Origin of the sequence: Mycobacterium bourgelatii, from assembly GCF_010723575.1 — a bacterium.
Taxonomy (GTDB): domain Bacteria; phylum Actinomycetota; class Actinomycetes; order Mycobacteriales; family Mycobacteriaceae; genus Mycobacterium; species Mycobacterium bourgelatii.
The window spans coordinates 835,974-860,765 of sequence record NZ_BLKZ01000001.1 but is presented as its reverse complement, the minus strand read 5'-3'; the positions used below and the strand labels follow the sequence as shown (position 1 = coordinate 860,765).

Here is a 24,792-nt window from a genome sequence, read left to right as displayed (position 1 = left end):
CTGCCGCACCGCTCAGCCGACGTCGGCCTGCGGAAGGATCTCCTTCTGCGGCAGCCGGCGCAGCGCGCCGGGCGCGTCGGCAGGCACCACCGGGTGCAGCGGGTCGATCGGCTCCATCCGCTGGTATGCCTCACCTTGCGACGGGCGCACGTCGTTGTCGCCCTTGTTCGGCCATAGCGACGCCGCGCGCTCGGCCTGCGCGGCGATCGACAGCGAGGGGTTGACACCCAGGTTCGCAGAGATCGCGGCGCCGTCCACCACATAGAGCGTCGGGTAGCCGTAGACGCGGTGGTAGGGGTCGATGACCCCGGTGTCGGGGCTGTCGCCGATCACCGCGCCGCCCAGGAAGTGAGCGGTCAGCGGGATGTTGAACAGCTCGCCCCAGGTGCCTCCGGCGACACCGTCGATCTTCTCGGCGATCCGACGGGTCACTTGGTTGCCCACCGGGATCCAGGTCGGGTTCGGCTCCCCGTGGCCCTGCTTGCTGGAGTACCAGCGAATGCCGAGCTTGCCACGCTTGGTGTAGGTGGTGATCGAGTTGTCCAAGTGCTGCATCACCAACGCGATCAGGGTGCGTTCGCTCCACTGCCGCGGATTCAGCAGCCGCAACATGTTTTTCGGATCCTTGCCCGCTTGGTCCAGCAGCTGCTTCCAGCGCGGCACGTCGGTGCCTTCGGGTCCCGCTCCGTCGGTCATCAACGTCTGCAGCAACCCCATCGCGTTGGAGCCCTTGCCGTACCGCACCGGTTCGACGTGGGTGTCCTCCGTCGGGTGGATCGACGAGGTGATCGCGACCCCGTGAGTCAGGTCGAGATCCGGCTTCACCTCCAATGTGGCCGCGCCGACGATGGATTCGGAGTTGGTGCGAGTCAGCACGCCCAGCCGCTTCGACAGCTTGGGCAGTTTGCCGGCGTCGCGCATGTTGAACAGCAGGTGCTGGGTGCCCCAGGTGCCGGCGGCCAGGATGAGGTGCGTGGCGGTGAACTTGCGCCGATCCCGTCGCACCCAGCTGCCGGTGCGCACCGTGCTGACTTCCCACAACCCATCCGGACGCTGCGCGAACGACTTGACCGTCGTCATCGGAATAACTTCTGCGCCTGCGGATTCCGCGAGATAGAGGTAGTTCTTGAGCAACGTGTTCTTGGCGCCGTAGCGGCAACCGGTCATGCACGAGCCGCATTCCAGGCAACCGGTGCGCGCCGGTCCCGCACCGCCGAAGTATGGGTCGGGCACGGTCTTGCCCGGTGTCTTGGTGCCGTCCGGCCCGAAGAACACCCCCACCGGAGTCGGCACGAAGGTGTCGCCGCAGCCCATCTCGTCGGCAACCTCTTTGATGATGCGGTCGGCGTCGGTGAACGTCGGGTTGTAGACCACGCCCAGCATCCGTTGCGCCTGCTCGTAGTGCGGCATCAACTCGGAACGCCAGTTGGAGATGTCCCGCCACTGCGGATCGTTGAAGAACGGGTCCGGCGGTATGTACAGGGTGTTGGCATAGTTCAGCGACCCACCGCCCACGCCGGCGCCGGCCAGGATCATCACGTTGGTCAGCGGGTGGATGCGCTGAATGCCGTAGCAACCCAGCTTGGGCGCCCAGAGGAATTTGCGCAGGTCCCAGGAGGTCTTGGCGAATTCGTGGTCTTCGTAACGGCGTCCGGCTTCCAAAACGCCGACCCGATAGCCCTTCTCGGTCAGACGCAGCGCGCTGACGCTGCCCCCGAATCCCGACCCGATAATCAGAACGTCATAATCCGGCTTCATCGGTGCAGTATGAACGGCTTGACAGCGAAGCTAAACCGGCACCCCTCAGCAGCCGACTGTCAGGCCGACCTTCTGGAACTCTTTGAGGTCGCAATACCCGGCCTTGGCCATCGCTCTCCGCAAACCGCCGACCAGATTCAAGCTGCCGAACGGGTCGTCGGACGGTCCGTTGAGCACCCGCTCCAGGGGCGGCCGTTCGCCGACGGCGATCTGCAGCAGCGCCCCGCGCGGCAACGACGGATGCGCCGCAGCGGCCGGCCAGAACCAGCCCTCGCCCAGCGCTTCGGCGGACTCGGCCAGCGGCGTGCCCAGCACCACCGCGTCGGCGCCGCAGGCGATCGCTTTGGCCAGCTCACCGGAGGTGTGGATGTCGCCGTCGGCCAGCACGTGGACGTAACGGCCGCCGGTCTCGTCCAGGTATTCGCGTCGCGCGGCCGCGGCGTCGGCAATCGCGGTCGCCATCGGCACGCTGATGCCCAGCACCTCGTCGGTGGTGGTCACTCCGCGCGTCGAGCCGTAGCCGACGATGACGCCCGCGGCGCCGGTACGCATCAGGTGCAATGCCGTGCGGTGGTCCTGCACCCCGCCCGCGACGACGGGGATGTCGAGTTCGGAGATGAACGTCTTCAGGTTGAGCGGCTCACCGTCACTGGCCACCCGTTCCGCGGAGACGATCGTGCCCTGGATGAGCAGCAGATCGATGCCGGCCTGCAGCAACACCGGGGTCAGCGCCTGGGCATTCTGCGGGCTGACCCGCACCGCGGTGGTCACACCCGCTTCGCGGATCCGGGCCACCGCCGCGCCCAGCAGGTCCGGGTTCAGCGGTGCCGCGTGCATCTCCTGCAGCAGCCGGATCGCAGCCGACGGTTCCGGCTCCTTGCTCGCGGCCTCGATGACCAGGGCAATCTTGGACTGCACGTCGGCGTGCCGGCCGATCAGCCCCTCGCCGTTGAGCACGCCCAGCCCGCCGAGCCGACCGAGTTCGATCGCGAACTCCGGAGAGACCAGCGCGTCGGTCGGGTGCGCCAGCACCGGGATCTCGAACCGGTAGGCGTCCAGCTGCCAGGCGGTGGACACGTCCTGGGACGAGCGGGTGCGCCGCGACGGCACGATGCTGATTTCGCTCAGTTCGTAGGTGCGGCGGGCGTTGCGGCCCATGCCGATTTCAACCATGTTCGGTGTGCCCGTCAGCTCAGCGTGCGTAGTAATTGGGCGCCTCGACGGTCATAGCGACGTCGTGCGGGTGGCTCTCTTTGAGGCCCGCCGGGGTGATCCGGACGAACTGGGCCTGCTGCAGTACCTCGATGGTGGGCGAGCCGGTGTAACCCATGGCGGCCCGCAACCCGCCGGTCAGTTGGTGGATCACCGAGTTCAGCGGACCGCGGAACGGCACCCTGCCCTCGATCCCTTCGGGCACCAACTTGTCCTCGGACAGCGCGTCGTCGGCGAAGTAACGGTCCTTGGAGTACGACTTGGCCCCGCCGCGGCCCTGCATGGCACCCAGCGACCCCATGCCGCGATAGCTCTTGTACTGCTTGCCGTTGACAAAGATGAGCTCGCCCGGCGCCTCGGCCGTCCCGGCCAGCAGCGAACCGAGCATGGCAGTCGACGCGCCGGCGGCCAGTGCCTTGGCGATGTCGCCGGAATACTGCAGCCCGCCATCGGCGATCACCGGCACACCGGCCGGCCGGCACACCGCGACGGCTTCCAAAATCGCCGTGATTTGAGGCGCACCGACTCCGGCCACCACCCGCGTCGTGCAGATCGAACCCGGCCCCACCCCGACCTTCACCGCGTCTGCGCCGGCGTCGACCAGGGCCGCGGCCGCGGCTCGGGTGGCGACGTTGCCGCCGATCACCTCTACCCGGTCACCGACCTCGAGCTTGAGTTTGTGCACCATGTCCAGGACCAGCCGGTTGTGCGCGTGCGCGGTGTCGACGACCAACACGTCGACCCCGGCATCGACCAGCATCATCGCCCGGACCCAGGCGTCACCGCCGACGCCGACGGCGGCACCCACCAGCAGCCGGCCGTCGCTGTCCTTGGTGGCCAGCGGGTGCTGTTCGGTCTTGACGAAGTCTTTGACGGTGATCAGCCCGGTCAGGCGGCCGCGGCCGTCCACGACGGGCAGCTTCTCGATCTTGTGGCGGCGCAGCAGGCCCAGCGCCGCTGACGCACTCACACCCTCCTGCGCGGTGATCAGCGGGGCCTTCGTCATCACCTCGGCGACCTGCTTGGACTGGTCGACCTCGAACCGCATGTCGCGGTTGGTGATGATGCCGACCAGGGCACCATCGTCGTCGACGACGGGCAGACCGGAGATGCGGAACCGCGCGCAAAGCGCGTCGACCTGCGCCAACGTGTTGTCCGGACGGCAGGTGACCGGGTCGGTGACCATGCCGGCCTCCGACCGCTTGACCATCTCGACCTGGCCCGCTTGTTCGGCGACGGGCAGATTGCGGTGCAGCACACCCATTCCGCCCGCCCGGGCCATCGCGATCGCCATCCGCGACTCGGTGACGGTGTCCATCGCCGAGCTAACCAGCGGCACCTTCAGCCGGATCCGCTTGGTGAGCTGACTGGACGTATCCGCAGTGGCGGGCACCACGTCGGACGCCGCTGGCAACAGCAAGACGTCGTCGAAGGTCAGACCCAGCATCGCGATCTTGTGCGGGTCGTCGCCGCCGGTCGGCACCGATTCGCCCGCGAGCCCCGAAACGGGAGCGTCGCGCACGTAAGGGCTGCCGACCAGGTCGGAGCTTTCTTCGAGGCCGGACATGCCACGGGACATCTGGAAGCCCTCCATACGCATGCGTCAGATGAGAAATCCATCCTATCGGCTTCCGCACCGTGCCCTACTCACAGCTTTTGGTGCACGCCTGGCGTGTTGGTACCCAGACTGACCCGAACCGCCCCGGTCCCGCCACGAACGGGGCCGCCCGGGAATTTCTGGCAATATGTCCGCCCGCTTGCGTAGTCTAGAGGCGTGCGCGACCACCTCCCACCGGGTTTGCCGCCTGACCCGTTTGCTGACGACCCCTGCGACCCGTCGGCGGCGCTGGAGGCCGTCGAGCCGGGACAGCCCCTTGATCAGCAAGAGCGAATGGCCGTCGAAGCCGACCTGGCTGATTTGGCCGTCTACGAAGCTTTGCTGGCGCACAGAGGCATCCGCGGGCTGGTGGTGTGCTGCGACGAGTGCCAGCAAGACCACTACCACGATTGGGACATGCTGCGTGCCAATCTTCTGCAGCTTCTGATCGACGGCACGGTGCGTCCGCACGAGCCGGCGTATGACCCCGAACCCGACGCGTATGTCACCTGGGACTACTGCCGCGGGTACGCGGACGCCTCGCTCAACGAAGCGACGTCAGACGCGGACGGTTTCCGCCGCCATCTCTGAGCGCGCTCTTTAACTACGGTCTCTAACTACGGTCTTTAACTACGGCGCCGGCTCCGCCGGCGGTTCAGTCGGTGTTTCCGACGACTTGTGCGACCCGTGAGTTGACCTACGACGTGGTCGTCGGAGCCGGTGTCGTCGAGTCCGACGGTTCGGTTGCGGACGGGGACGGCGCCTCGGACTCCGTCGCGCCGGGGGTTGGCGACGGGGACCCGGATGCCGAAGGCGTCGGGGTCGCGCTGACCGTGACCCCGTCCTGCGGGGTTGTTGTCGGACTTACCGTCGGGGTCGTCGAGCCCGCCGCCGAGGTGGTCGCCGGGACGGATGTCGGAGTCGACTGCGGCGCAGACGGTGGCGCCGACGGCGCCGGGGCCAGTGACCCGGTTTGGGGCGCCTGCGCGTTGGGGTCGCGCCTGTCCACCTTCGTGTTCAGCTGATTCACTTCGTTCAACAAGTTCTGCTTACGGTTGTCGTCGTTCACCCCCTGCAGGGTGCTGCTGACCTCCGCCAACTGCGTGTGGGCCTGGTCCCACTGGCCCTGGGCGATCATCTGCTCGACCTTCGCCAGCTCCGCCTTGGCCGACAACTCGATCTGGTCGTCGTTGACCCGCGGTTCGCTGAACAGCATCGCGTGCAGGCCATACAACGCGTCGCCCGGACGAGCGTCCGCCACCACGGCGCCAAATCCACTCAACGCCAACACCGTTGCCGCCACCGACCCAACCGCGGCCATACCGCGACGAGTGCGCCGGCGCTCCGCGAGTCCCTCTTCCAAAGCCGCAATGGCCTGGTCTTTCGACACCAGCGTGTTGGCGGGTGGCCACCGCACGTCGTCTCGCCACTCCCCGAGCAAGGTGGCGAGCGCGTCGTCGTCGGGATCCCCGAGCCGGAAGTCCGCCCGCTCGGCGAGCGCATCCAACAGCAGATCGGTGTGGGTCAGTTCGTCCAGCGCCGGCGGGTCGCCGCGCGACCCGAAGTCCGGTTCGGAATTGCGTCCTGAACTCCGCCCTGAATTATGCATAATCACCTGCCGCAACGAGTTCGTCTTTTAACCGCTGAAGTGCGCGGTGCTGGGCCACCCGTACCGCCCCCGTGGTGCTACCCACCGCGGCGGCGGTCTCCTCCGCGCTCAGACCAACGACAACGCGCAGGATGAGGATCTCGCGTTGTTTGGAAGGCAAGATTTCGAGCAGGTCATTCATCCGGCTCACCGAATCCGCTTCGATCGCACGCTGTTCCGGGCCTGCGTCCGACGACCGGCGCTCGGGCACCTCCTCGGCCGGATAGGCCAGATCACGACCCGCGGCGCGGTGCGCGTCGGCGACCTTGTGCGCCGCGATGCCGTACAGGAAGGCCAGGAACGGACGTCCTCGGTCTCGGTAGCGCGGCAACGCCGTTATGGTGGCCAAGCAAACCTCCTGTGCCACGTCATCTGCTGACAGGCCACTCCGCTCGACCGTGCCGACTCGCGCTCGGCAATATCGGACGACGATTGGACGGATGGTCTCCAGCACCTCCCGAAGCGCGTTCCGGTCCCCCGCCACGGCTTCCGCAACCACAGCGTCGAGACGTTCGCCTTCAATTGTCATCGACGGTGATATCTCCAACGTTACGAAGCGGACACATCCTGGCTTTGAGACAAGCCTCTGAGACAAGCCCTGAGCCAGCTAAGACACTGCTAGACCATAACGGTCGGACTGCATTTCAAACAGAACGCCAATTTCCACCGGCGTCTTGCACCTGACCTGCACAAATATCGCGGATATCGATGAGTTCGCGCAATTTGTGTGCCGAAAGCGTGACTTTGCCGATATCAATCAGCAAGCAACTCAGTGCCCATTGCAGCGGTACCAGCCCAAATTGCCCGGTCGCGTCCAATGCCGCCTCTGCCACCGCACAAGCGCGGTCGATGTTCCCGGCGCTGCACAACGCCGCCGCCAGCACGACGTCGCTCTTGACTTGATGTCGCACCGATATGACGGTCATGGCCTGCGCCAAGTCGACCGCTTCCTCCGCGTGACGAACCGCCGTTACCCCGTCTCCCCCGGCCATCGCCAACTCGGCCGCCACCCAACGCCTGCGCACCGCCTGACGTTCGTCGACCGGCAGCGTCTCCGCGCGGGCCAACAGGGCGGCCGACGCGGCGAGGCGGCCGACGCCGAGCGCGTCGGCCGCCAATCCGACCAGAGCATCGCAACTGGCCTCCGGGTCGTCCCCGGCCAGCGCCAGCGCGCGGCCGTCCCAACCGCGGGCCAGCGTGTGCCACCCAAGCTGTCGCAGGAATGAAGCCTGGGTGCTGTGCGCCAGGGAAGCCAACCGGCCACTCGTCGCGCGCCGTCGCAACTGCGCGAGATCGCTGTATGCGGCGCCGTAGCGGCCCTGTCCACCGGCGGCCACGGCCCGTAGCCACAACTGGTACGGCGTGGTTGCGGTAGGCAGCGGCCAGGCGTTCGGCTGGTCGCCGAAAGCGGCTGCTCGCAAGGCCGCGGGCACCGCCGAAGGCGATGCCGGAGGCAGCTCATCCCCAATCGAACTGTTGCTAGTTCCGATCACCGTGATAGCTGCGCTCCGAATCGTTAAAAGTTTGTGCGTTCCGGGTTACCGGAATATTACTCACAGCGGTGTGTGGGTTAATTACGTCGTGCTAACGTCTGCCGCCTGAGCTGGGGAATCTCCACAACGAAGCGATGCTGTTAGCACATCTAGTCTTCGATAATGGCGGGACAGATGAACGGGGCGTTAATTCTCTACCGTGGGGGCTGTTTTTCGCCACGCCTAGCGGCTATTGACGGAAATTCATAGAGCACCTTAGCGTCTACTGCGACAGGTGGTCATCGGTGACTGCACTCCAATTCAGTTGCACAACTCGCAGGTTCGCGATCTTCCTCGTTCACTTTGGAGGGAACAGACTCATGCCACAACCGGAGCAGCTACCTGGACCCAACGCCGACATCTGGAACTGGCAACTGCAGGGCCTGTGCCGAGGCCAGGACTCGTCGATGTTCTTCCACCCTGACGGTGAGCGGGGCCGCGCGCGCATGCAGCGCGAGCAGCGGGCCAAGGAGATGTGCCGGCGTTGTCCGGTGATCGACGAGTGCCGTACGCACGCACTCGAGGTTGGCGAACCGTACGGAGTGTGGGGCGGGCTGTCGGAAGCCGAGCGCGACATGCTGCTCAAGGGCAGCCTTGGCCGCCGCGCCATCCGCCGCACGGCCTAGCCCTTATCGCGTTCTCCACACGTTCCCCCTCCTTTCCCTCGCACGGCTTTGATTCGGGGCCGTTGCTGCTGCGCGGCACTTGGTGCGCGAGGATCTACCCGTGGCTGATCTCTCGCGTTATGGGCCGTGGGCGGTGGTGGCGGGCGGATCGGAGGGCGTCGGTGCTGAGTTTGCCTTCGCACTGGCCGACGCGGGGCTCAATCTCGTTCTGATCGCCAGGAAGCCTGGTCCGCTCGCCAAGACCGCCGATCCCTGCCGCTCCCGCGGGGTCGAAGTGCGCACCGTCGAACTCGACCTGGTCAGAGACGACGCCGTCGCGCGGGTAATCGAGACCACCGCCGATATCGAGGTCGGCCTGCTGATCTACAACGCGGGCGCCAACACGTGCAGCGAACACTTCCTCGATGGCGACCTCGCGGACTTTGCGCGAGTGATCGATTTGAACATCGGCACGATGCTCGCGCTGGTACAGCACTTCGGCCGCCCGATGCGCGAGCGTCGGCGCGGCGGAATCCTGATGGTCGGATCGATGGCCGGTTATCTGGGTTCGATGCGCCACACCGTGTACGGCGGCGTGAAGGCGTTCGGACGAATCTTCGCCGAGAGCCTGTGGCTTGAGTTGCGCGAGTACAACGTTGACGTACTCGAACTGGTACTCGGTGTCACCCGCACTCCCGCGATGGAGCGCGTCGGACTCAATTTCGACGTGCCCGGCATGCGCGTCGCCGAGCCCGCGGACGTGGCTCGTGAAGGCCTGCAACAACTTTCCAATGGGCCGGTGTATGTGGCCGGGGGCAACGCCGACGATGTCGCGCGCCGCAACGATCCCGACCGCGCCAAGGTCGTCCTGGGCACGCACCGATTCATGGAGAAGTTGCTGGGGCCCCCGGGGTCCCGCTCGGATGGACGTTGATTCTGCGTCCAGGGCGCAAAAGTTCGAGTAGCAACCGCCGTGGATGCAGAGTCAGCGGCAAGGGAAGGCCAAGGGAAGGAAAGGCGTTGACCGAGGAACGGCTCGCCGAGCTAGAGCGGCGCTTGCAACAGATCGAGGACGAGCGGGCGATCGAACGGCTCATCGCTTCCTACGGTCCGCTCGTGGATGCCGGAGCGGCCGAAGCGACGGCCGCGCTGTGGGCAACGAACGGCAGCTATGACGTGGAAGGCTGGCCGATGCGCAGCCGCGCAGACGTCGAGGCCATGGTGCGCTCCGACGCCCACCAGGGACTCATCGGCCGTGGTTGCTGCCACTTCCTCGGTCCGGCGGTGGTGTCCGTCGACGGCGACGAGGCCGCGGCGGTCTGCGAATCACTGCTGGTGGTCAAACGCGGTGAGCATTTCGTCGTCGCTCGCGCCGGCGCCAACCGGTTTATCTTGCGGCGCAACGACAATCAGTGGCAGATCGTGGAACGCACCACGCGAATGCTCGACGGCAGCCCAGAGTCCCGTCAGTTGCTGACGACGGGGCTGGTGGACCGCTAACCGCAAAGTTGGATGGCCGCCGACTACGGCTGCACCAGCGGTTTGAGCGCTTCTCCCACCTTCGTGATCACTCCCGGTGTGTGGCGGTGCGTCGGAAGGTTGATGATGACGCCGTCGATGCCTGCGTCCAGCACGCGCCGTTTGATCTCGTCGGCGATTTGATCGGGTGTCCCGTGCACCGCACGCCCGCCTTGCGCCTCGCCGATGTCGCGCGGCGCGTCGTACCCGTCGACCACCACGGTGAGCAGGCCACTGGTCTCCAAAGTTGCTGGGTCGCGGTCGATCTCGACGCAGCGCTGCCGTAACACCTGCACCTTGGCGGGTAAGTCGTCGATGTCGGCGATGATGTTGAGGTGGTCGGCGTAGCGGGCGGCCATTCGGAACGTCTTCTTCTCGCCGCTGCCGCCGAGCATCACCGGAATATGGTCCCGATAGCGCGGTTCGTTGATCGCGTTCTCGGTGTGGTACCACTTGCCGGAAAAGCTGCGCCGCTCGCCGTGCAGCATCGGCAGGATGATCTGCAGCGCCTCTTCGAGCTTTTCGAAACGCTCGGTGAACGTGCCGAACTCGAAGCCGAGCTGGCGATGCTCGAGTTCGAACCATCCCGCCCCGATACCAAGAATTCCGCGGCCGCCGCTGACGACGTCCAATGTCGAGATCACCTTCGCGAGCAGCGTCGGGTTGCGGTAGGTATTGCCCGTCACCAAAGTGCCCAGCTGTACCCGCTCGGTGACCGTGGCCAGCGCACCCAGCGCCGTGTAGGCCTCGAGCATGGGTTCGTCGGGCGCACCCAGGCCGGGCAGCTGATAGAAGTGGTCCATCAGGAAGACGGTGTCGAAACCGGCGGCTTCGGCCTCCTGAGCTTGAGCGATGACGGCCGGAAACAGCTCGGCGACCGGCGTGTTGTAGGAGAAGTTGGGAATCTGCAATCCAAGGCGAATAGTCACGCATGTCTACAACGCCATCGGCCACACGGCGCATTCCACATCAAAGATATTTGTGTAGATGATCCCGTGCGCCAGCATGAAAATTCTTCGCGGTCAACGACTTCGGCCTCAGCAAACTCGGCACCGTGATACATCCCGGGAACCGTGACGAGGGTGCATGGGACACCGCTGGCACTCAGCCGTCCGGCGTGCTCGACGTCCTCGTCGTAGAACAGGTCGAGGTCACCCCACGCCGATCCAGGCCGGGGGCAGGCCACGCAAGTCCTCGCGGCGCGCCGGTGCCGCGTATTCCGGGGCATCCGACGCCCGCGGGCGACGACCCAGGTAACAGGTCCAGCCGAACAGATTCGATGCCGGTGTCCACGTGAACCGGCCACGTCCGGCGTGATCCGCACGCAATGCGGTGCGGTCGTCGAGCATCGGATACACCAGCACCTGCGCCCGCAGCGGGATGCCCTCGCCGTGGCTGCGCTGCGCAACGGCGGCGATCGCCGCGAGACGCTTCACGCTGGCAGCTCAGCTCGCGATGTGACCAACGTCGCCGAGCTGCCCCACCAACCACAAGTGCCACATGAGTCTCTGCGCCAGCGAACCGAGTCTTTCCGGCTTGGTGTAGCAAATCCGTTGCTTGTCAGTTGATTACCACTTCCGAGGCCCTCGGTCGGGAGACTGTATGTGCCCCAACGGAAATTGACGCACCCGAAAGTCCGGGAGCTCCCGAAGGTACGCGAATTGCTTATCAGATACGTGTATGTATCGTATGCGGAGATGAATCGCATCGGGTGTGTCCTCGGCCAATGACGTCCGAGCGGGAGCCAGCCGATGCGGAGGGATTGGGCCCTCGGCGCTTCTAGCAGTACGGGCGCCGGGCCACCCGGTCGGCATGGCGAGGAACGGTGTGAGGCCGTCCGCCACGGCTGGACGAAATTAGTCTAGGAATTGCGAGAGCTTTGTCATGTCTTCATTAGTTATCGATCTGGCGTTAATTAACACGGCGACAACGGATTTGACACGCATCGGATCTGCCGTCAGCCAAGCCAACTCCGCCGCGGCGACGTCCACCACCGGGCTGCTGGCGGCCGGCGCTGAGGAGGTGTCGGCGGCGATTGCTGAGCTGTTCAGTTCACATGCGCAGGCCTACCAAGCACTCAGTGCTCAGGCGGAAACATTTCATGCGCAGTTCGTGGAACTGGTCAGCAGTGGAGCGGCGAGTTACGCCACGGCCGAAGCTGTCAACACCCGGCCATTGCATGGGCCCGCGCAGATGTTCGGGCAGCAACTGCTGACTGTGGTCAATGCACCCACCAACGTATTGCTGGGCCGTCCGCTGATTGGCGACGGCGCCGCGGGCACCGCGACGAATCCCGATGGGCAGGCGGGCGGATTGCTATGGGGCAACGGCGGCAACGGCTTTCACGGTTTGGGCGGCAACGGCGGAGCAGCCGGGCTGATCGGTAACGGCGGCGCCGGGGGCACCGGTGCCGCCGGACTGCCCGGCGCGCCCGGTCAAGCTGGAGGTGCTGGCGGAGCGGCCTGGTTGTGGGGTTCCGGGGGCACCGGCGGCGCGGGCGGTGCGGGTGGGCCCGGTTTGACACCCGCGGCCGGTCAGGGCGGCTTCGGAGGCCGCGGCGGCGCAGGCGGTGCGGGCGGCACCGGTGGCCTGTTCTACGGCAACGGGGGCAACGGTGGCGCGGGCGGCGCTGGAGGACAAGGCGGTGTCGGGGGTACGGAGTGGTGGACGGTCTTCGGGTCCGGGCATACCGGCGGCCTTGGAGGTGATGGCGGTGTCGGTGGCACCGGCGGCCACGCCGGGTTGCTCTCCGGCCACGGCGGCGTCGGCGGGACCGGCGGCGCAGGGGGGTTGGGCGGCAATGGCGGCCCAGCCCAAAGCATCAACGGGTTGGGCGGGACCGGTGGCACTGGTGGCACGGGCGGTGCCGGCGGCACCGGCGGTTCCGGCGCCAGTCTGTTCGGCAACGGCGGTGCCGGAGGTGATGGCGGCGGCGCGGGCGACGGCGGCAATGGCGGCGGGGGGCCTGCCGTCGGCGGGTCCGGCGGAGTTTTCGGAATCGCCGGCACCCCGGGCAGCGGAGGATCCGGCGGACTGGGCGGGCTCCTCTTCAGCAGCGCCGGAGTGCACGGGGCAACCGGGCCGCTGGGCAGCAATGGCGCACCTGGCGCCTCGAGCCCCGTCAGCGTGCCGGGAATACAGCAGAGCCTCGCGGCCACGATGCACCTCGCGAGCATCAACACCTACCTGCACGTGTCCCAAGTGACCAACAGCTTCGACTACTTCGGCTGGTCCCTCAGCGTCAGTTTCAGCACCGCCGCGTACCAGACGGCCGTCCAAGCGCAGGCGACACTGCTCAACGCAACCGGCCTAGGTTTCTTGGACCCGGGAACCGGCAACCTTGGACTGTTCAATTCCGGTGACAACAACCAGGGGTTCTTGAACTTCGGCAACAACAACCGCGGCATGCTCAACTTCGGCGATGGGAACAGGGGCAGCTTCAACTTCGGCAGCCACAACTACGGCAGCCTGAACTTGCTCGGCGACAACAACATCGGCAGCTTCAACTTCGGTGGCGGCAACGTCGGCAACTACAACGTCGGCTTTGGCAACCTCGGTGACCGCAACTTCGGCGTGGGCAACATTGGCGACAACAATCGTGGATTCGAACTCGTCGGAAACAGACGGTTTGGTTTCGGCCCACTCTCACTCGTGTTGCCGCTTTAGCCGTCGTCGATGACCCGGATGATCGGCTTGCCAAGTCCACGGCGCGACGGGTCGAAGGCCGCGGCAGCCTGTTCGAGGGGGTAGGTCGGCCCAACGAGCGGGCGCAACCGCCCATCACGCAGCCTGACTTCCAGCGCCGCGAGTTGCGCACGATCGGGTTCCACAACGAAGAAAATGGCCCGTCCGCCGTCTGGAGTTGAGGGTGGAGTTTCGGCAATGCTGACGATGGTGCCACCGGGGCGGACCAAAGGCGTTGAACGACGAAGGATTTGCCCCCCGAACACGTCGAGCACCAGGTCTACCTCGCCGATGCTCTCCAGCTTGTCCGATTTGTCCGAGGCCAAATCCACGAAATTCTCCGCACCCAAGCCGAGCACCGTCTCCCGGTGGGCGGCGCGACCGGTCCCGATCACCCGCGCCCGGATCTCCAGCGCCAACTGCACTGCAACCGAACCGACACCACCCGCGGCGCCATGGATCAGGACGGTCTGCCCGGTTTCGAGATGTCCGTGGGTGAACAAGGCCTGCCACGCCGTCAAACCCGAAATTGGCAGCGCCGCAGCCACAGTGTGGTCGACACCGGACGACAGCACCGCCAGGTTGCGCGCCTCTACGGCAACGAACTCGGCCAGCGTGCCGTTACGGCACCAGTCGGTTATCCCGAACACTCTTTGGCCGACGGCCAACCCTGTTGTTCCGTAACCCAACTCCACCACCACGCCGGAGACCTCGTGGCCGGGAACGCTGGGCGTCCGGTCGCGGCCGGCTCGATCGGTCCACGTGCCCGGCCAGTCGAGTTCGCCCGGGGTGAACCCGGCCGCATGCACCCGGACAATGGCGTCGTTCTCCGCTGCATGGGGGTAGGAAAGCTCCGCCAGCGCAAGCCCATCGATTCCGGCCGCGCGATCCCGCGCGATTATCGCCCGCATCGACTAAGTGTTCCCCGGCTGCGCCAGAATTCCAACGCCAGTGGGCATCGCTGATCACGCCGAACGTGCGGGCTATGCACTAAAACCGTTGCGCATCAGTACATTAGCCTCACACTCAGCGGCGTTCAAACGCACCAAAGCGACCGTCAGACGGCGGAGCGCTCCAGCACGTGCACGCCACACGCGGAACCGAGTCCGATCACGTGGGCCAGGCCAACCTTGGCGTTCTCGATCTGCCGTTCGCCGGCCTCGCCGCGCAGGTGGTGGCATATCTCCCAGATGTTCGCGATGCCGGTGGCCGCGATCGGATGGCCCTTGGACTCCAGCCCGCCGGAAACGTTCACCGGGGTGGAGCCGTCGCGCCAGGTTGCGCCAGAGTTGAAGAATTCGGCCGCACCGCCTTCTTCGCACAGCATCAAGTTGTCGTAGTGCACCAGTTCGGCGGTGGCAAAGCAGTCGTGCAACTCGACGAGGTCGAGGTCGGACGGACCGATGCCCGCCTGCTCATAGGCGATGGTGGCGGCCTTTCGGGTCAGCGTGTTGACGTTCGGCAACACCTGGCAGCCTTCCTCGTAGGGGTCGGTCGTCAGGACGGACGCCGACACCTTCACCGCACGCCTGCGTTGCTCCAGCGACAGCGTCTTCAGCGTCTCACCGCTGCACACCACGGCGGCCGCGGCGCCATCGCAGTTCGCCGAACACATCGGGCGCGTGTTCGGGTAGGCGATCATGACGTCGTTCATGATCTGCTCCAGCGTGAAGCGTTTTTGGTACGACGCAAGCGGATTCAGCGTGGAGTGGGCGTGGTTCTTCTCGCTGATCTTGGCGAACAGCTCGAAGCTGGTACCGCCGTACTTGTGGCCGTATTCGATCCCGATCTGGGCGAATACGCCCGGCATGGTCTCGGTGCCGATTCTGCCGTCGATACCCGCCACTGCCCCGTAGCGGCCCGCCGGTGTCCAGGTGTCGGCGTCCTTCTTCTTGGCCCCGCCGGCCAGAAGGCCCGCACCCGCCAGCTTTTCGACACCGACCGCCAGACCGTAGTCCACCTCCCCCGCCTTGACCGCCATGATCGCGGTGCGCAACGCGGTGGCGCCGGTCGCGCAGGCGTTGGCGACGTTGTAGACCGGAATCCCCGTCTGGCCGATCTGCTTCTGAAGCTGCTGGCCGATACTGGCATTCGCATTCATCAAGCTGCCTGCGGCGAGCACACCGATGTCCGCCATGGTGACGCCCGCGTCCGACAGCGCGCCCATCGCGGCTTCGGCCGCCAGATCGATCGTGTCGAGTTGGGGGTGCTTGCCGAACTTGGTCATGTGGATGCCGAGGATCCAGATGTCGTCACTTGCGCTCATCACTGCTCCTTGTTCACTGGCTCGAAGCCGAACCCGATGGCTTCCGTACCCTCGGAGTCGGTACCGATCGGCTGGGTAACGAGACGCACTCGCATGCCGTCGTAAACGTGTTCGGGATCGGGCTTGACGTTGACCAGGTTGGCGCGAACATGGGTGCCGTCGCAGTCGACCACGGCGGCCACAAACGGTGTCGGAATCCCGGGTGCCGCGAACGTGACGATGGTGAACGCACGCACCGTGCCCTCGGTCGCGACCGGCACGGAGGTGAACTCGGTGGCGAAGCAGTTCGCGCACGCATTGCGGCGGTCGAAGAATCGGGCCCCGCAACCGGCGCACTCCTGCGCGACCAAATGCGGATTGTCGCCGTCCAGCACCAGATAGTCGACCAGCGGGATCTGCCCGGCCATGCCCCACCTCCATCGTTGGATGTCAAGACGTTATCGCTTGCTGTGCGGACGCCAAACATGGGGCCTAGGTACCGAACCCGCCTTCGACCAAATATCTGTTCTCAGCGCAGGCCGCCATCCCGGCCTAGATCCCCCGGCCCGCCCGCTGGGGCGCCGGCGGGCCTGCGGATCCCGTCAGGCGTCCCAGGTCGTCAGGTCGCGGGCCGGGATGCCGTGGGCAGCACAGTAATCGAGGTACCGCGCCACGGAGGTCTTGTGGTTCTCCTGCCACAAGATCGTGTTGTTCTCGTCGATGAACAGCAGCTCACCGACGATGAAGAAGAACACCTCGGTGTCCTCCAGGCTCTCCGGGGTGTGCCTGGAGCCGGAGACCTCGTAGACGGTGTCGCCGCCGCGGGATACCCAGTTGTTTTCCTGGTAGCGCCACGCCCCCTTGACGGTGTGTCCGACCACGATGCCCGTGTGATAGTGCGAGGCCAACTCCAGACCGGCGGGAAACTTCATCGAGACGACGATCTCGCCGCGGACCGGGTCGATCTTCCAGTACTTCAGGAACACCTGGTCGCTCAACGGGATGAACGGGATCCAGGGGTTGTCGGCGCCGCTCATGTAGTTGACGTCGAGTTCTTGCAGCGTTTGCATCGGGGTCTCCTTGCTTCGTGATGGGCCGGTGGCCAGCAGGCCAACTGCCGAAGACGGTAGGGCCGGGCGCCGCAGATTCCTTAGGTTGCGACGCCAAGGTTGGTTTCCTGGTTTGTACTCAGGTCACAGTGCGTGCGGGCGGGGCGATGCCTCCGCTACGAGCCCCGGCAGCATGGGCAGCAATAACAACGCCATGGCGAGATCGAGCGTGTCGGTGTCAATGCTGCGGCCAAGGATCATTTGAGCCTGATCGACACGGTAACTAATAGTGTTGGGGTGCACGGTGAGTCGCTTCGCAGCTCGGGACCGGCTGCGGTTCTCCTGCAGGTACACCGACAACGTCATGGCGACCCGGTAGGTCGCCTCATCGTCGGCGGCCAGTGGACCGAGCACCCGAAGAACGAACGATGCCGCCTGCTGCGCATCGCAACTGGCCAACGCGGGGATCGCGACATCGCGGTATCGCGTCAGTGCGCCGGCGCGTGTCCCGGCCAGCGAGGCGACCCGGCGGGCACTGGATGCCTCCAGATGAGTGGACCGAAAGCCCTGCAGACCGTGTCCGGCTTCGCCGATCCCAACCCGAACGCCGTCGGGAAGTCCGGGCCCGCCCACCCCGTCGGCGACGTCAGCGAAAGCACTTGCGTCGAAGGCGCTTTGCCGACTGAACCAGCCGAACGCCGCCAGCGAACCGGCCGGGTGGATGAGGGTGGTTTCCCCGCCCATTTCCCGCCCCAGGATGGTGAGCGCCTCGCTCAGCATGGACTGAGCGTCGCCGCTGTCCGGTATCGCATCGACCCACGCGACGACCCCGACGTGGTACCTGTTGACGTCGTAGCGCAACCGCTTGGACGCCCGCTGCGGGTCACGTTCCCGCCGGCTCAAAATGTCGGCGATTGCGTCGGTACGGGCGGCGGCCGTATTCCGTAGCCAACTTTCGCGTTCGGCCTCGTATGCCTGCTCTGCTCGGTTCAAGGCCGCGTCGACGTAACCGAACATCCAGTTGGAGACAAGGCGCAACGCCTCGGCTTGCTGCTTCTGACCGATCGCGGCCGTGGTGATGCGATCCCACATCCATTGCCACAACAACTCATGGGTCACCCGGTAGAACCTCATCAAGCTGGCGAGGGGAATCTGCCGTTGCACTCCGGCGCGGGCGAGCGCCACGGTCGGCGCCGGTAATTCGACTGTGCGAGGGTCACCGGCCACGTCGATGATGTCAGCCAGTTGGCGGATGCTCGCCGCTGTGCTCACTACGTTTTCCGGTACCGACTGCGGGTCGGGAAACAGCATCGGCATCTCGGCCTGCACCCGGGCGACGGCCAACTCGGCGAGTTCCACTGCACCTGTGCGCATTTCGGCTGCAATCGGGCGCAGCAACATCTTCCAGACGTCCTCGGCGCCCGGCTCACGCAGTGGTTCCCACGCGAGCTCCATGGAGGATGAACGTACTCCTCTTTGTGACGTGGCCACAATCGCCAGGATCGACGTTGGCACCGCGACACGAGGCTTCCCAGCCGCTCAGTCCCTACTTTTGCAGCACGCTCCCCTAGCACCGCCAACACTGAGGACAAGTCATGGACCTGATGTCACCAATCGAATCGATGATGCTGCTCGCTGAGTCGCCCGGACAACCGATGCATGTGGCGGGGTTGCAGCTCTTCAAAACGCCCGAAGGTGCTGGGTCAGAATTCGTCCGCAATTACGTTCGGGCGCTTCGGTCCTGCGACGAGGTCCAGCCACTCTTCCGCAAGCACCCAACGACGGTGCCGGGAGGACGAAACGCCATCTGGTCTTCCGCGCCCGATGTCGATCTCGACTATCACGTCCGACACTCGGCGCTGCCGGGCCCCGGAAGAGTGCGGGAGCTACTCGAACTCACCTCGCGGCTGCATTCCGGCGTGCTGGACCGGCATCGTCCACTGTGGGAGACCCACGTCGTCGAAGGGCTTAACGACGGACGCTTCGCCGTCTACACCAAGATTCACCACGGCCTCGTCGACGGCATATCGACCATCAACTTTCTGCAGAATGCACTCGCGGCGGACGAACTCGACAGAACGGTCCGCGCGCCGTGGGCGAGCCCGATCAATGCCGGTGAGCGCACCGACGCTCCGTCGAGGTGGCAGACGCTGGGTGGGGCGATCAAATCGGTTCCCCGCCTTGGTACCTCGACGCTCGGCCTGGCACGCGCCGCGTTGCTCGAGCAACAGCTCACGTTACCGTTCCGGGCGCCTCGTACCAGGCTCAATGTTCCGATCGGCGGGGCTCGACGTTGCGCTGCACAGTCGTGGTCGCTACAGCGCGTCAAGGACGTCAAGAATGCCGCCGGCGTCACGGTCAATGACGTCGTGCTCGCGATGTGCGCCGGCGCTCTGCGCGCCTACCTCGCCGATCAGGATGCGTTGCCCGAAAAGCCGTTGGTTGCAATGGTTCCAGTCAGCCTTCGGGGCGCCGACGAGGCGGCCGGGGGTAACGCCGTGGGAGCGGTACTGGCCAACTTGGCCACACATCTCGACGACCCCGCCCAGCGCTTGGACACGATCAGCACCTGCATGCGCAACAACAAGGCCGTGCTGGCCCAACTTCCCAGGCAGCAGGCCATGGCTCTGGGAATGATGTTGCTCTCACCGGTGGTGTTGGGTGGAGTCATGGGTACGGCCGCCGGCCCGCCGCCGTTCAATGTGTGCATCTCCAATGTTCCCGGTGCGCGGAAACCGCTGTACGCCAATGGCGCCCAGTTGCAGGGCAGCTACCCGATGTCGATCGCGGCCAATGGGCAGGCGCTCAACATCACCCTTGTGAGCAGCGGTGATCGTCTTGACTTCGGGCTCGTGGGCTGTCGCCGGGCCGTACCGCACCTGCAGCGTCTACTCGACCATCTGGAGACCTCGCTCAAAGACCTCGAGCGAGTCGTCGGAGTATGACCCCGTTATCGCGCCTTCGGCGGGTCCTTCGGCAGGTGGTATGCGAATGACTTCTCTTGGCGCCGCTTCATCTTCTCGAGGCACTGATGGTGTTTGCGCGCGTGATACGCCAACGGGAAATAGGTGAGCCGGTCCGGCAGCACTCGGTAGGCGTTGCGGATCACGGCGTACGTCCGGGTGAGCTCCCGTTCCTCTTTGGCGCTCCAAGTGACACCGAGCTTCTTGCGAAGACGCGGATCGAGCAATCCGACGACCGATAGGTAATTGAAACGCAGCGCGGGCCGCAGTGCGGTTCTCGCCAACGGGACCAACGGTTTCGGAACAAACGGCGGCAGGTCGACTTGGCCCGTCTTCAAGTCGTGGATCAACTGCAACGCCTCCGGAGTGCCTTGCAGCTTGTCGATCATCGACTCGTAGTAGTCGGCCATCTCCTGTTGCGACTCGGGATAGCCGCGCATCGGCACGTGCAGCAGTCGAGCCAGCCGACGATTGTCCCGCAGCAGTTCGTCTTTCTCAGCGTCGGTGAATTCCCGGCCGATCAGCAGCCGACCGGCCTGCACGTAGCCGATGTAGCCGGTGGCGATCACCCACTGGTACGCCTCCGGGTTCAGCGCGCTGATCTGTTTTCCGGTGCGGGCGCTCTTCATGGTGATCGGCTGGTGCATCGCCCGAACGCGGTCGCCCTCGGCCGCGGCTTCGGTGAGGCCATACGTCCAGCGCAACACGGAGTCAACGGAACGTATCGCACGACCGGCGGGGTCGCCGTGGAAGGCCGCGGAGTATCGGCCGACCATCTCGCCGATGACCGGATGCATGGCCTGCATCATGAACGCCGCGCCCTCGAGCATGAGAAAGGTCCAACGTCCGGTGTGCTCGGCGGTGATGGAGTCCGGCGGAACCAGTTCAATGGGCGCGTCAATGGGCGCGCTGACGTCCGGCTCCGCGAGATCCCTAGTGGCGGTCATCGTCGTTAACCCTCCCTCAAGTTATGCCGTCGAAAGCTAATATGACCGTCAGGTCGCATTCAAGTCGCATTAGGAGCGGTAGTGGGCGCAACAAAGTCCAGTTCAGGGCGTCGCAAAGCGCCCCAACAGGCACGGTCCCGCGATATGGTCGCAAAAATTATCGGCACGACCGCGTCGCTGCTGCGCAGGTACGCACCCGAGCAGATCACCACCAACCTGATCGCCGAGAAGGCCGGCGTCAGCAAGGGATCGATCTATCAATACTTTCCGAACAAGGAAGAAATCATCAAAGCCGCGATCGAGCGGCTCGCCGCCGAACAGGCACCCGCTATCGAGGAGATGCTCAGAGCGATCACTCTCGAACGTCCGGAATCGGCGATCGAATCGTCAATCGACATGCTCATCGACTACACCATCGCCAACCGCCGGTTGTTCCGCTACCTCGCCGAGCGGCCCGACCACATTCGCACGTTCGACTCCATCTCGGGCCTCAACGCCACCCTGCTCACGATGACTCGGATGCACATGAATCACTACCGCAGCCAGTATCGAGACGAGTTGAGTCCGAGCGCGTTGGCGTGGTTGTTCTTCAACATGGCCGTGGCGACGACCATGCGTTATATCGAGTCCGACGACCCCATCCGGCTGGACGAGTTGCGCGCCGGCCTGAAGTTCGCCTCCGCGGGGTTGCTGGCCGGCCGGCGGGACTGACCTGGTTTCAATTCTCGTCGAACGGGTAGGTACGGCTCATGAATAAGGGCGTATCCTTCGCGTTCGCGGTAATTACCGTCGCCGTCGCACCGTTAGCCGCATGCGGAAACCAGCAGGGCGGTGGCCAAGCCACGTCGGCCTCCACCAAAGCGCCCGGCGCCGATCGGATGACCACCCCCTTGAAGGCGGCAGATGGCAGCCAAGTCGCCACCGCCACTTTCGATTTCGATAGCGGATACGTGTCGGTGACGGTCGAAGCGGGCCCCAACCAGGTCCTGACCCCCGGGTTCCACGGGCTCCAAATCCACTCGGTGGGCAAGTGCGAGGGCGATGATTTCGAGGCCGCCGGCAGCGTCTTCCAGAAGCAGGACCACACCGGCTATCCCCCCAGCGGTGAACTGACCGCATTGCAGGTACGTTCCGACGGGTCAGCGAAACTCGTCACCACCACAGACAAGTTGACCGCGGCAGACCTGCGGAGCAGTTCCGGGACGGCATTGGTCATCCATCAAGACGCGGACAATTTGAGCGGTAGCCCTTCGGGTGAACCGAACAAGCACGTGGCCTGCGGTGTGATCGCCGCGGCGTCCGCGACAACCACCTCGTCCACCGCGACGACTACGAGCGTCACCACGAGCACCACCACCACCGAAGTGCCGCCACCGAGCGTCAGTACGAGCACCAGTACGGTCACGGTGACCAGCACTCCGACACTGACATCGCCGCCGACGGTCACGCCGACGCCGACGATCACGCTGACGCCGACTCCCACCGTCTCGCTCCCGCCCGGCACCTGAGTCGCGGCCGCGGGGGCTCATTTGACGGCCTCACCGCGCGCCGAAAGTGTGGTCTTTGCACCGGAAATGGCAGATCCGGGTCCAGAAGCCCCACGCTCGTGCCGCTTTTAAGGCCTTGAGTCACGTACTCCTGACTGCAAGATCTGACACAACCGCTCGCGGTGGTGCCTGACATCGCCGTAAAGCATCGAACCCACCCGGGCGCGCCGCAGATAGAGATGCAAGTCGTGCTCCCACGTGAATCCGATGCCACCATGTAGTTGAAGTGCCTGTCCGGCAACACGATTGACGGCACCAGAGACGTACGCCTTGGCGACGCTGACAAGGCGCTCGGTGTCGTGATGCTCGGCGTCGAGAGCCATGGCGGCGTAGTAGGTGGCGGCGGTGCTGGCTTGCACCCACATTCTCATGTCGGCGCACTTGTGCTTGACGGCCTGAAAGCTTCCGACGGGACGCCCAAACTGGACCCGGTTCTTGACGTAGTCGGTGGTCATGTCCAGCAAGCGTTGGCCTATCCCGACCAGCTCGGCACACGTGAGCACGGTGATCAACTGCAACGTACGGCCGATCTGGGCCGAGTCGCCACGAGCGAGCAGGGCGGATGCGTCCACCGAAGCATGGTCGAAGTCCACCTCGAAGTAACCGCGGGTGACATCGAGCGTCTGCTGTCGCCTGGTATGAATGCCGGCGATGTCGGTCGGGACGAGGAACCGGGCGGGTGCATTGTCGAGAACCGCATCGACGACGACAAACTGGGCGATGTCACCGTCTTGCACCGACACCTTGGATCCGGTGAGCTCATAGCCTCCACCTGCCGGCTCCGCACGGGTCTGTACGCCGGCGACCGACCATGGCTGCCCGAACTCGGCAAACGCCCACGTTGCGATGAGCGTCCCGGCGCAGATCGACTGCAACAGTTCCGATTTCCGCTCATGATTGGAATGGGACAGCACGTCGGCGGCGACCACGACGGGTATGAACGGGGTGGACGCCAGCGCGCGTCCGAGTTCGACGGCAACCAAGGTCAGGTCGATGATCTGTTGCCCCAGTCCGCCGTCCGACTCCGCTATTGCCAGCGCCGGCCAGCCCAGCTCGGCGCCGTACCCCCACAGCTCGGCATCGAACCGGTGCTCGGTCTCCGCGAGTTTGCGAGTCCGCTCGATTGGAGCCTTGGCGGTCAGCAACGACCGAGTGGAATCGACGAGCCCTCGCTGTTCATCGGTGAGCTCGAAATCCACCCGGGTGCTCCTCGGATTTGGAAAAACTCTTTGGGAATATACAGGATACTGATTAAGTTAAATGGGGTCCCGTCGTGGGAAGGATTGCGTGGAACTCGGGCAAGACGACGAACTGGACAAGCTACGCGAGCGGGTCCGGCAGTTGGCCTCGCGACATGCGCCGCCGCGCAACGGGCGCACCGGTGTGCGCGCGCCCGAAGCCCATGAGGTTCCGGCGTTACAGAAGTGGACCAGGATGCTGTTCGAGCATCAGTTGCTCGGGGTGCACTGGCCGGTGGCGTACGGCGGACTGGCCGACCCACACCCGCTGCACGAGTCGGTCGTGACCGACGAACTGATCCGCGCCGGGGCGGCGGGGCCGGTCGGTGGCGGACTGCTGGCCGCCGCCGCCATCATCGGCTTCGGCACCGTCGAGCAGCAGAACTATTTCTTGCCGAAAATACGGACAGCAGAGCACATCTGGTGCCAGCTGTTCAGCGAGCCCGACGCGGGCAGCGATCTGGCGAGTCTGCGGACCCGTGCCCGCCGGGACGGCGACGAATTCGTCGTCGATGGACAGAAGGTGTGGACAACCAACGCACACCATGCGGACTGGGGGTACCTACTCGCCAGAACCGACCCCGACGCACCCAAGCACGCGGGTATCACGGCGTTCGCTCTGGACATGACCACCCCCGGTGTGACGGTACGACCGCTGCGCGAGATCACCGGTACCGCCGATTTCAACGAGGTGTTTCTCGACGGCGTCCGGATCCCCGTCGAGCACGTCATCGGCGAGGTCAACCAGGGCTGGGCGGTGACGACCGCCAGCCTGGCGCTCGAGCGTTCCAGCGCCGGGAGCGGAGCCTCCCTGTTCGGTGCGCTGGAGCGACTCGTGCAATTGGCCGGCACGGTGACGCGGGACGGACGCCCGGCCATCGAGCACGACGACGTCCGCCAGGCCATCGGCGGCTTCGCGGCTGACGTCCAGGTGAACTCGTTGGTTTCGGCCTTTGGCGACAGTCGCGCGCTGCACGGTACCGGTGATGCTGCCGACGCCCCGCTGTCGAAGATCCTGTTCAGCGAAATCAACCTGGCACTGCACGAATTCGGCCTCGAGCTACAGGGGCACGACGGGGTGCGGATCGAGGGTGACGCTCGCGTGTGGGACAGCGGCTGGTGGCAGGACGCCTTTCTGTACGCGCGCGCCTTCACCATCGCGGGTGGGACCAACGAAGTGCTGCGAAACCTGATCGCCGAGCGCGCCTTGGGCCTCCCTCGCTGATCAGCCGTCGATCGAAGGAGAAAC

General features: G+C 65.3%; 24 protein-coding genes. 9 read left to right on the top strand and 15 right to left on the bottom strand.

Going from position 1 to position 24,792, the window contains the following annotated elements:
• Positions 1–12 precede the first annotated feature (12 nt).
• Genes G6N68_RS04025 through guaB form a run of 3 tightly spaced genes read right to left on the bottom strand, consistent with a single transcriptional unit; the run spans position 13 to position 4,549 of the window.
• Entirely contained in the window at positions 13–1,758 is a 1,746-nt protein-coding gene (locus G6N68_RS04025; RefSeq protein WP_163708172.1) for a GMC oxidoreductase, read from the bottom strand.
• 45 nt (positions 1,759–1,803) lie between these two features.
• Complete coding sequence (locus tag G6N68_RS04020) at positions 1,804–2,931, bottom strand: GuaB3 family IMP dehydrogenase-related protein (protein ID WP_163708169.1); 1,128 nt, start codon at positions 2,929–2,931, stop codon at positions 1,804–1,806.
• Positions 2,932–2,950: 19 nt separating this feature from the next.
• Positions 2,951–4,549 carry an IMP dehydrogenase gene (gene guaB / locus G6N68_RS04015; protein ID WP_163718140.1) on the bottom strand — a complete coding sequence of 533 codons (1,599 nt, stop codon included), beginning with the start codon at positions 4,547–4,549 and terminating at the stop codon, positions 2,951–2,953.
• Between the two features lie 195 nt (positions 4,550–4,744).
• On the opposite strand from guaB, the gene G6N68_RS04010 reads away from it, so the two are divergent.
• On the top strand, positions 4,745–5,158 hold the full coding sequence (locus G6N68_RS04010; RefSeq protein WP_065135424.1) for a DUF5319 domain-containing protein: 414 nt from the start codon (positions 4,745–4,747) through the stop codon (positions 5,156–5,158).
• A 106-nt stretch (positions 5,159–5,264) separates the two neighbouring features.
• Here the strand turns inward: G6N68_RS04010 and G6N68_RS04005 are convergent, their stop codons facing one another.
• The 3 genes from G6N68_RS04005 to G6N68_RS03995 form a co-directional block, all read right to left on the bottom strand.
• Positions 5,265–6,176 carry an anti-sigma-D factor RsdA gene (locus tag G6N68_RS04005; protein WP_163708166.1) on the bottom strand — a complete coding sequence of 304 codons (912 nt, stop codon included), beginning with the start codon at positions 6,174–6,176 and terminating at the stop codon, positions 5,265–5,267.
• Entirely contained in the window at positions 6,169–6,744 is a 576-nt protein-coding gene (locus G6N68_RS04000; protein ID WP_069417474.1) for a sigma-70 family RNA polymerase sigma factor, read from the bottom strand. Before G6N68_RS04000 ends, G6N68_RS04005 begins: the two co-directional genes overlap by 8 nt.
• 115 nt (positions 6,745–6,859) lie before the next feature.
• Positions 6,860–7,648, bottom strand: coding sequence for a hypothetical protein (locus G6N68_RS03995; RefSeq protein ID WP_240355365.1), 789 nt, complete (start codon positions 7,646–7,648; stop codon positions 6,860–6,862).
• A gap of 419 nt (positions 7,649–8,067) precedes the next feature.
• Between G6N68_RS03995 and G6N68_RS03990 the strand changes: the two genes are divergently transcribed.
• From G6N68_RS03990 to G6N68_RS03980, 3 genes are all read left to right on the top strand, one after another.
• Entirely contained in the window at positions 8,068–8,373 is a 306-nt protein-coding gene (locus tag G6N68_RS03990; RefSeq protein WP_163708161.1) for a WhiB family transcriptional regulator, read from the top strand.
• 100 nt (positions 8,374–8,473) lie between these two features.
• Positions 8,474–9,286, top strand: coding sequence for an SDR family NAD(P)-dependent oxidoreductase (locus tag G6N68_RS03985; RefSeq protein ID WP_163708158.1), 813 nt, complete (start codon positions 8,474–8,476; stop codon positions 9,284–9,286).
• An 86-nt stretch (positions 9,287–9,372) separates the two neighbouring features.
• Positions 9,373–9,852, top strand: a complete 480-nt coding sequence (locus G6N68_RS03980; protein WP_163708155.1) for a nuclear transport factor 2 family protein — start codon at positions 9,373–9,375, stop codon at positions 9,850–9,852.
• 23 nt (positions 9,853–9,875) lie between these two features.
• On the opposite strand, the gene G6N68_RS03975 is transcribed toward G6N68_RS03980, so the two are convergent.
• Both G6N68_RS03975 and G6N68_RS03970 read right to left on the bottom strand, forming a co-directional pair.
• The gene (locus G6N68_RS03975) at positions 9,876–10,799 is read right to left on the bottom strand and encodes an LLM class F420-dependent oxidoreductase (RefSeq protein WP_163708152.1); all 924 of its coding nucleotides are present in this window, start codon (positions 10,797–10,799) and stop codon (positions 9,876–9,878) included.
• A gap of 222 nt (positions 10,800–11,021) precedes the next feature.
• On the bottom strand, positions 11,022–11,306 hold the full coding sequence (locus tag G6N68_RS03970; RefSeq protein ID WP_308205878.1) for an alpha/beta hydrolase fold domain-containing protein: 285 nt from the start codon (positions 11,304–11,306) through the stop codon (positions 11,022–11,024).
• A gap of 448 nt (positions 11,307–11,754) precedes the next feature.
• Between G6N68_RS03970 and G6N68_RS03965 the strand changes: the two genes are divergently transcribed.
• Positions 11,755–13,536: a PE domain-containing protein gene (locus G6N68_RS03965; RefSeq protein WP_163708148.1), complete on the top strand. Its 1,782-nt coding sequence runs from the start codon at positions 11,755–11,757 to the stop codon at positions 13,534–13,536.
• Here G6N68_RS03965 and G6N68_RS03960 read toward each other — a convergent pair.
• From G6N68_RS03960 to G6N68_RS03940, 5 genes are all read right to left on the bottom strand, one after another.
• Positions 13,533–14,465, bottom strand: coding sequence for an NADP-dependent oxidoreductase (locus tag G6N68_RS03960; protein WP_163708145.1), 933 nt, complete (start codon positions 14,463–14,465; stop codon positions 13,533–13,535). The two genes, G6N68_RS03965 and G6N68_RS03960, sit on opposite strands and share 4 nt — an antisense overlap.
• Positions 14,466–14,611: 146 nt before the next feature.
• Complete coding sequence (locus tag G6N68_RS03955) at positions 14,612–15,820, bottom strand: thiolase family protein (RefSeq protein ID WP_163708142.1); 1,209 nt, start codon at positions 15,818–15,820, stop codon at positions 14,612–14,614.
• Positions 15,820–16,227: a Zn-ribbon domain-containing OB-fold protein gene (locus G6N68_RS03950; RefSeq protein WP_163708139.1), complete on the bottom strand. Its 408-nt coding sequence runs from the start codon at positions 16,225–16,227 to the stop codon at positions 15,820–15,822. The genes G6N68_RS03955 and G6N68_RS03950 overlap by 1 nt, the downstream gene beginning before the upstream one ends.
• Positions 16,228–16,401: 174 nt before the next feature.
• Entirely contained in the window at positions 16,402–16,869 is a 468-nt protein-coding gene (locus G6N68_RS03945) for a 2,4'-dihydroxyacetophenone dioxygenase family protein (protein ID WP_163708137.1), read from the bottom strand.
• Between the two features lie 123 nt (positions 16,870–16,992).
• The gene (locus tag G6N68_RS03940) at positions 16,993–18,303 is read right to left on the bottom strand and encodes a PucR family transcriptional regulator (RefSeq protein ID WP_163708133.1); all 1,311 of its coding nucleotides are present in this window, start codon (positions 18,301–18,303) and stop codon (positions 16,993–16,995) included.
• Between the two features lie 140 nt (positions 18,304–18,443).
• Between G6N68_RS03940 and G6N68_RS03935 the strand changes: the two genes are divergently transcribed.
• Positions 18,444–19,793: a WS/DGAT/MGAT family O-acyltransferase gene (locus G6N68_RS03935; RefSeq protein ID WP_163708130.1), complete on the top strand. Its 1,350-nt coding sequence runs from the start codon at positions 18,444–18,446 to the stop codon at positions 19,791–19,793.
• 5 nt (positions 19,794–19,798) lie between these two features.
• Here the strand turns inward: G6N68_RS03935 and G6N68_RS03930 are convergent, their stop codons facing one another.
• Positions 19,799–20,758, bottom strand: coding sequence for an oxygenase MpaB family protein (locus tag G6N68_RS03930; protein WP_163708128.1), 960 nt, complete (start codon positions 20,756–20,758; stop codon positions 19,799–19,801).
• A gap of 144 nt (positions 20,759–20,902) precedes the next feature.
• On the opposite strand from G6N68_RS03930, the gene G6N68_RS03925 reads away from it, so the two are divergent.
• Together G6N68_RS03925 and G6N68_RS03920 are read left to right on the top strand one after the other, a co-directional pair.
• Complete coding sequence (locus G6N68_RS03925; RefSeq protein ID WP_163708125.1) at positions 20,903–21,469, top strand: TetR/AcrR family transcriptional regulator; 567 nt, start codon at positions 20,903–20,905, stop codon at positions 21,467–21,469.
• A gap of 38 nt (positions 21,470–21,507) precedes the next feature.
• Positions 21,508–22,266, top strand: a complete 759-nt coding sequence (locus G6N68_RS03920; protein ID WP_163708122.1) for a superoxide dismutase family protein — start codon at positions 21,508–21,510, stop codon at positions 22,264–22,266.
• Between the two features lie 107 nt (positions 22,267–22,373).
• Here G6N68_RS03920 and G6N68_RS03915 read toward each other — a convergent pair whose 3' ends face one another.
• The gene (locus G6N68_RS03915; RefSeq protein ID WP_163708117.1) at positions 22,374–23,504 is read right to left on the bottom strand and encodes an acyl-CoA dehydrogenase family protein; all 1,131 of its coding nucleotides are present in this window, start codon (positions 23,502–23,504) and stop codon (positions 22,374–22,376) included.
• A gap of 88 nt (positions 23,505–23,592) precedes the next feature.
• On the opposite strand from G6N68_RS03915, the gene G6N68_RS03910 reads away from it, so the two are divergent.
• Positions 23,593–24,768, top strand: a complete 1,176-nt coding sequence (locus G6N68_RS03910; protein ID WP_163708115.1) for an acyl-CoA dehydrogenase family protein — start codon at positions 23,593–23,595, stop codon at positions 24,766–24,768.
• Positions 24,769–24,792 lie beyond the last annotated feature (24 nt).